At 71.2% G+C, this 5922-nt stretch carries 7 protein-coding genes and 1 pseudogene; 5 read left to right on the top strand and 3 right to left on the bottom strand.

Features of this window, described 5'->3' with window-relative positions; translation table 11 throughout:
* Window positions 1-184: 184 nt before the first annotated feature.
* Window positions 185-1381: an amidohydrolase gene (locus GD1_RS04940; protein ID WP_059036069.1), complete on the bottom strand. Its 1197-nt coding sequence runs from the start codon at window positions 1379-1381 to the stop codon at window positions 185-187.
* Between the two features lie 81 nt (window positions 1382-1462).
* The gene (locus tag GD1_RS04945; protein WP_059036070.1) at window positions 1463-2170 is read right to left on the bottom strand and encodes an enoyl-CoA hydratase/isomerase family protein; all 708 of its coding nucleotides are present in this window, start codon (window positions 2168-2170) and stop codon (window positions 1463-1465) included.
* A 114-nt stretch (window positions 2171-2284) separates the two neighbouring features.
* On the opposite strand from GD1_RS04945, the gene GD1_RS04950 reads away from it, so the two are divergent.
* Genes GD1_RS04950 through GD1_RS04960 form a run of 3 tightly spaced genes read left to right on the top strand, consistent with a single transcriptional unit; the run spans window position 2285 to window position 4565 of the window.
* Window positions 2285-3088 carry a purine-nucleoside phosphorylase gene (locus GD1_RS04950; protein WP_059036072.1) on the top strand — a complete coding sequence of 268 codons (804 nt, stop codon included), beginning with the start codon at window positions 2285-2287 and terminating at the stop codon, window positions 3086-3088.
* 1 nt (window position 3089) lies between these two features.
* Complete coding sequence (locus GD1_RS04955; protein WP_059036074.1) at window positions 3090-3728, top strand: hypothetical protein; 639 nt, start codon at window positions 3090-3092, stop codon at window positions 3726-3728.
* A gap of 39 nt (window positions 3729-3767) precedes the next feature.
* Window positions 3768-4565: an ABC transporter ATP-binding protein gene (locus GD1_RS04960; RefSeq protein WP_053777888.1), complete on the top strand. Its 798-nt coding sequence runs from the start codon at window positions 3768-3770 to the stop codon at window positions 4563-4565.
* A 37-nt stretch (window positions 4566-4602) separates the two neighbouring features.
* On the opposite strand, the gene upp is transcribed toward GD1_RS04960, so the two are convergent.
* Window positions 4603-5226: a uracil phosphoribosyltransferase gene (gene upp, locus GD1_RS04965; RefSeq protein ID WP_053777889.1), complete on the bottom strand. Its 624-nt coding sequence runs from the start codon at window positions 5224-5226 to the stop codon at window positions 4603-4605.
* Between the two features lie 119 nt (window positions 5227-5345).
* On the opposite strand from upp, the gene GD1_RS04970 reads away from it, so the two are divergent.
* Entirely contained in the window at window positions 5346-5735 is a 390-nt protein-coding gene (locus GD1_RS04970) for a type VII secretion target (RefSeq protein ID WP_083533862.1), read from the top strand.
* A pseudogene (locus tag GD1_RS04975) lies at window positions 5735-5922 on the top strand (C40 family peptidase); the annotation flags it as partial. The gene GD1_RS04970 and the pseudogene GD1_RS04975, both read left to right, overlap by 1 nt.

Below are 5922 nucleotides of genomic sequence, written 5' to 3' on the forward strand. Positions count from 1 at the left end.
AACCAGCGAAAATGGCGCGCCGGCCCAGCGACGATGGTTACGTCGGGACAGCCGCTCATCGGCTCAACCAGCGAAAACAGTGCGCGACCGCGACGATGATGGCTACGTCGGAGCAGCTCCTCATCGGCTCGACCAGCGAGAATGGTGCGCGAGCGCGAGGGTGCTGGTTGCGATGCGCCGATCCTCACGCCCCGGGCGTGAAACCCATGACCACTCCGGCCAGCGTGCGCACACCGATGTCCAGGGCGCGCTCGTCGATGTCGAAGGTCGGCTGGTGCAGATCCAGCTGGGGGCCCAGGCCGTCCCACACACCGAGGCGCGCCATGGCGCCCGGGACGTGTTCGAGGAACCAGGAGAAGTCCTCGCCCCCGGGTGACTGCGGGGTGTCGGCGACGGCACTGGGGTCGATCGCGGCGACCGCGCGGGCGAGCATCTCCACCGACGTCACGTCGTTGATCACCGGCGGCACCCCCCGGAAGTACGAGAGGTCGTGCGAGACCCGAAGGGGCGCCAGCAGTTCGCCGATCACGCTGCGCACCAACGATTCCAGCTCCGCCCACACCGCATGTTCACCGGTGCGGACGGTGCCCTTGAGGTGGCCTTCTTGCGGGATGGCGTTGGGTGCGTTGCCGGCATGTGCTGCACCCCAGGCCATCACGGTCCCCGAGCGCGGGTCGATCCGCCGGGACAGCACGCCGGGCAGACCGGTGATGACCGTTCCCATCGCGTAGACGACGTCTCCGGTCAGGTGCGGACGCGAGGTGTGCCCGCCGGGCGAACGCAGTTGCAGGTCGATGTGGTCGGCGGCCGAGGTGAGCGCGCCCTCGCGCAGGCCGACCGAGCCGACCGGCAGCCGCGGATCACAGTGCAGCGCGAAGATCCGGCCCACACCTTCGGTGACCCCTGCGGCGATGGCGTCGAGCGCACCACCGGGCATCACCTCCTCGGCGGCCTGGAACACCAGCCGCACCCCCACCGGCAACCGGTCGGCGACCGACGACAGCACCGACGCGGTCCCGAGCAGGATCGCGGTGTGGGCGTCGTGTCCGCACGAGTGGGAGACACCGTCGACGGTGGAGCTGAACGGCCGGCCGGTGTGTTCGGTGATCGGCAGCGCATCCATGTCGGCGCGCAGCGCGATCCGCGGGCCGCCGGTGGGACCGAGGTCGCACACGACCCCGGTGCCCAGCGGCAACCGCCGCGGGGCGAGGCCGAGGGCGGTGAGCTCGGACATCACCAGTTCGGTGGTCGCGACCTCCTGCCGGGACAACTCCGGATATGCATGAATCCGTCGTCGCCAGCCGACCAGCTGGTCACGATGGGTGGCCAGCCAGACGTCGAGAATCTGTCCGGCATCGGCCCCGATCCCGGTGTCCGCCATCGGTTCAGTCCTTTTCGCTCGAGATGTGGCGCCCCTGCGTGGGTGTGGGTGGGGGCGGCCAGGAGGTGTGTGCGGCCGCGGTCAGAGCAGGCTCGGTGGCGTCGGCACGGCGAGATCGGCCAGCAGCGGCTGGCGCAGTCCCCGCTTGATCAGCGTCTGCGCCGGACCGGCCAGCGGCGCCCGCTCGGCGCCGATCGCGGCGGCCCGGGCCAGCAGGTCGCCGGCGGCGACCGCCTCGTCGACGATCCCGGCGGCGACGGCGGCGTCGGCGGCGTAGCGACGGCTGGTGAGCATGGCCTCGGTGGCGGTGCGGTCGGTCAGCCGGGTACGGATCAGCGACGCCATGCCGCGGGTGAACGGCATCGACAGCGCGGCCTCGGGCAGCGACCAGAACCCGCGCTCGGTGCGCATCACGACGTGGTCGGCGCACAGGGCGAGCATCGCACCGGCCCCGAAGGCGTGACCGTTGATCGCGGCGATCGTCGGGACGGGCAGGGTGAGGATCTTGGTGTAGAGGCCGTGCACCTTGTCGAGGTAGGCGGGCAGTTCGGCGGCGTGCGCGGCGATGAAGTCGGTGTCGAGCCCGTTGGTGAAGAACTTGCCGGTCGCGGTGATCACCAGGGCCTTGGCGCCGTCGGCGACGGCCGTGTCGACCAGTGACTCGACCTGCTCGATCCACTCGAGCCGGAAACGGTTCTCCGGGTTCGCCTCGTCGAGTTCGGTCCCGGGGGCGCCGAGGAACAGCTCGGCGACGTCGGCGACGGTGGGCTGCGCACTGAGAAATGGCATGAGGTGACCTTATCCCCTGCCCGAACGACCGGTGGCGGTCCGTGGCCTGCACCGCGGCGCGTGGCGGCTCGGCAAACCCCCACGAGCCGCGCTCGGCGCATTAGGGTTGCGATCATGGATCCCACCGTCGACGCCGACGCCGCGGCCATCGCCGCGGCGGCCACGATCGCCTCCCACACCGATGCCGCCGGCCACGATGTCGCGGTGGTCCTCGGGTCGGGGTGGGCGCCGGCCGCCGACGCCTTCGGTGCCGCCACCGCCACCATGCCGATGACGGCGATCCCGGGGTTCACCCCGCCGTCGGCCTCGGGTCACGGCGGTTCGATCCGTTCGGTGCACATCGGGGATCGTCGGGTTCTGCTGATGCTGGGGCGGATTCACGCCTACGAGGGCCATCATCTGGCGCGGGTGGTGCATCCGGTGCGGACCGCCGCGGCGGCGGGCGTGCACACCGTGGTGCTGACCAATGCGGCCGGCGGACTGCGCGACGGGATGCGCGTGGGGCAGCCGGTGCTGATCGCCGACCATCTCAACCTCACCGCCCGCTCCCCACTGGCCGGGGCGCAGTTCGTCGATCTGGTCGACGCCTACTCGCCGCGGTTGCGGGCGATCGCGCGCGGAATCGACCCGTCGCTGGAGGAGGGCGTCTACGCCGGACTGCCCGGACCACATTACGAGACCCCGGCCGAGATCCGGATGTTGCGGACGATCGGCGCCGACCTGGTCGGCATGTCGACGGTGCACGAGACGATCGCCGCCCGGGCCGCCGGCCTGGACGTGCTCGGGGTGTCGTTGGTGACCAACCTCGCCGCCGGCATCACCGGCGAGCCCCTCGATCATGCCGAGGTGCTCGAGGTGGGTCGCGCATCGGCGACCCGGATGGGGGAACTGCTCGCGACGATCGTGGGGGAACTGTGAGATGAGTTATCCACCCGGGCCCCCGCAGGGATACGGCTATCCGACGCCCCCGCCGCAGCAGCCGCCACGCTCACCGTGGTCGTCGCCGGTGGTGCTGGTGGCGATCGCGATCGGCCTTCTCGTCGTGATCGGCGCCGGGATCGCGGCGTGGGCGCTGACGCGCAACAGCTCCGACTCGGATTCGGCCGGCGCCACGTCGACGACGCCGTCCACCTCCACGTCGACGTTCACCAGCACGGTCACCCGGACCCAGGCCGGCGCACCGGTTCCCACCCAGACCCAGACCACCACGCGGACCACCACGGCGCGGCCGTCGGTGAGCGTGTCCGGCGCCGACTGGCAGGGCTTCCTGAGCGGTCCGCGGTGCAATGCCGCCGACGACCCGGCCGTCGCGATCGGTCAGACCACCCGTTCGCGGGTGGTGATCTGCCAGGTCGGCGCCCAGACCGGGCGGTGGTACTACAAGGGCCTCGCCGACGGGAACACCATCGAGATCGGCTACCCGCAGCAGGTCGGTAACAGCTTTGTGGCGCAGAATGGTTCAACCACCTACACGGTCTCGCCGAGCTCCCTGGTGATCAGCCAGAACGGCTCGACGCTGGCCGACGAGCCCATGCTGGCGTACTGGTCCCTGAGCTGACCGGTACCGCCGGCCCACCGACGGAGGACCTCCCGGCCGATGTGTGCCCATCTCGCGGATCCAGCTGTGCTCGACGCCGCCCATCTCGACGTGATCCGGTCCGGACGCGCCCTGCTCCACGACGTCGGCCTGACCGTGCATCCCGGTGAACACTGGGCACTGCTCGGCCCGAACGGTGCCGGGAAGTCGACGCTGATGGCGATCCTCGGTGCGCGCTCGCATCCCACCACCGGCGTCGTCGACGTCCTCGGCAAGCGACTCGGCCGCGTCGACATGCGCGAGCTGCGCACCCATATCGGGCATGTCGATCCGCGCTGGCGCATCGACGTCCCGATCACCGCCCACGACGTGGTGCTGACCGGGCTGACCAACACACCCGAACTCGACCGCCGGCATGTCTACACCGACGCCGAGCACGCCCGCGCCGACGATCTGCTGGATCTGCTCGGGATGACCGAGCGGCGCGGGTCGGTGTGGCCGGTGATGAGTCAGGGCGAGCGTGGCCGCACCCTGATCGCCCGGGCACTGATGCCGGAGCCGGCGTTGCTGCTGCTCGACGAGCCGGCCACCGGGCTCGATCTGGCGGCGCGCGAGAAGTTGCTGTCGGCGATCGATCGGCTGCGCGCCGACGTGCCCGGACTCGCGAGTGTGCTGGTCACCCACCACCTCGAGGATCTACCGGCGAGCACCACGCATGCGATGCTGCTGCGCGACGGTGAGGTGGTGGCCGCCGGCGAGGTCGATCAGACGCTGACGTCGACGACGATCAGCGCCTGCTTCGACCATCCGGTCAGCGTTCGCCGCCACGACGGCCGCTGGTCGGCGGTGGCGGCCTGAGTCACCGCCGCCCCGCCGACGGGCCGGCCCGAGGTGATCAGCGCGGTCCGAACTGGCGGTCGCCCGCGTCACCGAGGCCCGGCACGATGTAGGACGCCTCGTCGAGTCCCTCGTCCACCGCACCGACGAACAGTCGCAGCGGATATCCCGAATTCTCCAGTGTCGCAACACCTTGCGGCGCCGCAACCACACACAGCACGGTGATGTCGGTGGCGCCGCGCGCCACCAGCAGGTCGAGGGTGTGCAGCATCGAACCACCGGTCGCCAGCATGGGGTCGAGGACGAACACCGGCTGTCCCGCCAGATCGTCGGGCAGCGATTCCAGGTAGGGCACCGGCTTCGCGGTGGCCTCGTCGCGGGCCACGCCGACGAAGCCGACGAACGCCTCGGGCACCATCGCGTGGGCCTGCTCCACCATGCCGAGACCGGCGCGCAGCACGGGCACGAACAGCGGCGGCGCCGCCAGCCGGGTGCCCGCACACGCCTTGATCGGGGTCTCGATGCCGATCGCGTCGACCGGGGCGTCGGCGAGCGCCTCGTAGACGAGCATCTGGGTGAGATCCGACAGTGCCGCACGGAATGCCGCGTTGCCGGTGTGCTTGTCGCGCATCGTGGTCAGTCGTGCCGCCGCGAGCGGGTGATCGACGAGGTGTACCTGCATGGCCTACAGACTTTAGTGCGCCGCCACCGACACGGCCCGCCGCATGGGGTGGACGGACGTGATCGGGATTTCCCGCTGCCGGCTGGAACCCCGGCGCCCGCCGGTGCGTCCAAGTTCCCATGACCCAGAACCCGACCACCGCTTCCGGGACCCTCGCCGCCGGGACCCCCGCCTTCCGGACCCCTGCTTCCCCCACTGCCGTCTCCCCCGACGCCCTGCACACCTACGCCGGCCGGCAGTCGACGACCGCCGAACGTGTGGCGGCCCACGCCGGTGCCGTCGACGTCGGACCGCTCACGATGACGTTCGGGGTGATCGGTGCGGAGTTCCTCGCCGCACTCGGTGAGGTACTCGAGTCCCGCCGCCGCCGGCTCGCCGACGTCGCCGCCCGGCATCGACGGATCGGTACCGAGACCGCCACGGCCGCCGGCTCGTATGTCGCCGCCGACACCGGGGCGGGGCACACCATGACCCGCACGGGTGCCGGTGACATCGAGGTGATGGTCTGATGTCGGCCGTCGACCTGCTGATCGCACCGTTGCGAATCCTGCTGACCGCGTTGGGGACGGGCAGGTTGCCCGGCGACGATCCGGTCACCGCGCTGGCCGCCCTGGCCCCGGACCTGGCGGGGGTGGCCGACGACGCGCTCGCCGCGAGCGCCACCGTCGCCCGCGGATGGTCGGGCGACGGTGGCGG

This window comes from Gordonia desulfuricans NBRC 100010 (genome assembly GCF_001485495.1).
Lineage (GTDB): Bacteria > Actinomycetota > Actinomycetes > Mycobacteriales > Mycobacteriaceae > Gordonia > Gordonia desulfuricans.

Bases quoted from the DNA above. Each gene is read 5' to 3' on its own strand.
- upp (WP_053777889.1), bottom strand. From the start codon at position 5,226: ATGCAGGTACACCTCGTCGATCACCCGCTCGCGGCGGCACGACTGACC.
- GD1_RS04940 (WP_059036069.1), bottom strand. From the start codon at position 1,381: ATGGCGGACACCGGGATCGGGGCCGATGCCGGACAGATTCTCGACGTC.
- GD1_RS04970 (WP_083533862.1), top strand. From the start codon at position 5,346: ATGACCCAGAACCCGACCACCGCTTCCGGGACCCTCGCCGCCGGGACC.
- GD1_RS04960 (WP_053777888.1), top strand. From the start codon at position 3,768: ATGTGTGCCCATCTCGCGGATCCAGCTGTGCTCGACGCCGCCCATCTC.
- GD1_RS04945 (WP_059036070.1), bottom strand. From the start codon at position 2,170: ATGCCATTTCTCAGTGCGCAGCCCACCGTCGCCGACGTCGCCGAGCTG.
- GD1_RS04950 (WP_059036072.1), top strand. From the start codon at position 2,285: ATGGATCCCACCGTCGACGCCGACGCCGCGGCCATCGCCGCGGCGGCC.
- GD1_RS04955 (WP_059036074.1), top strand. From the start codon at position 3,090: ATGAGTTATCCACCCGGGCCCCCGCAGGGATACGGCTATCCGACGCCC.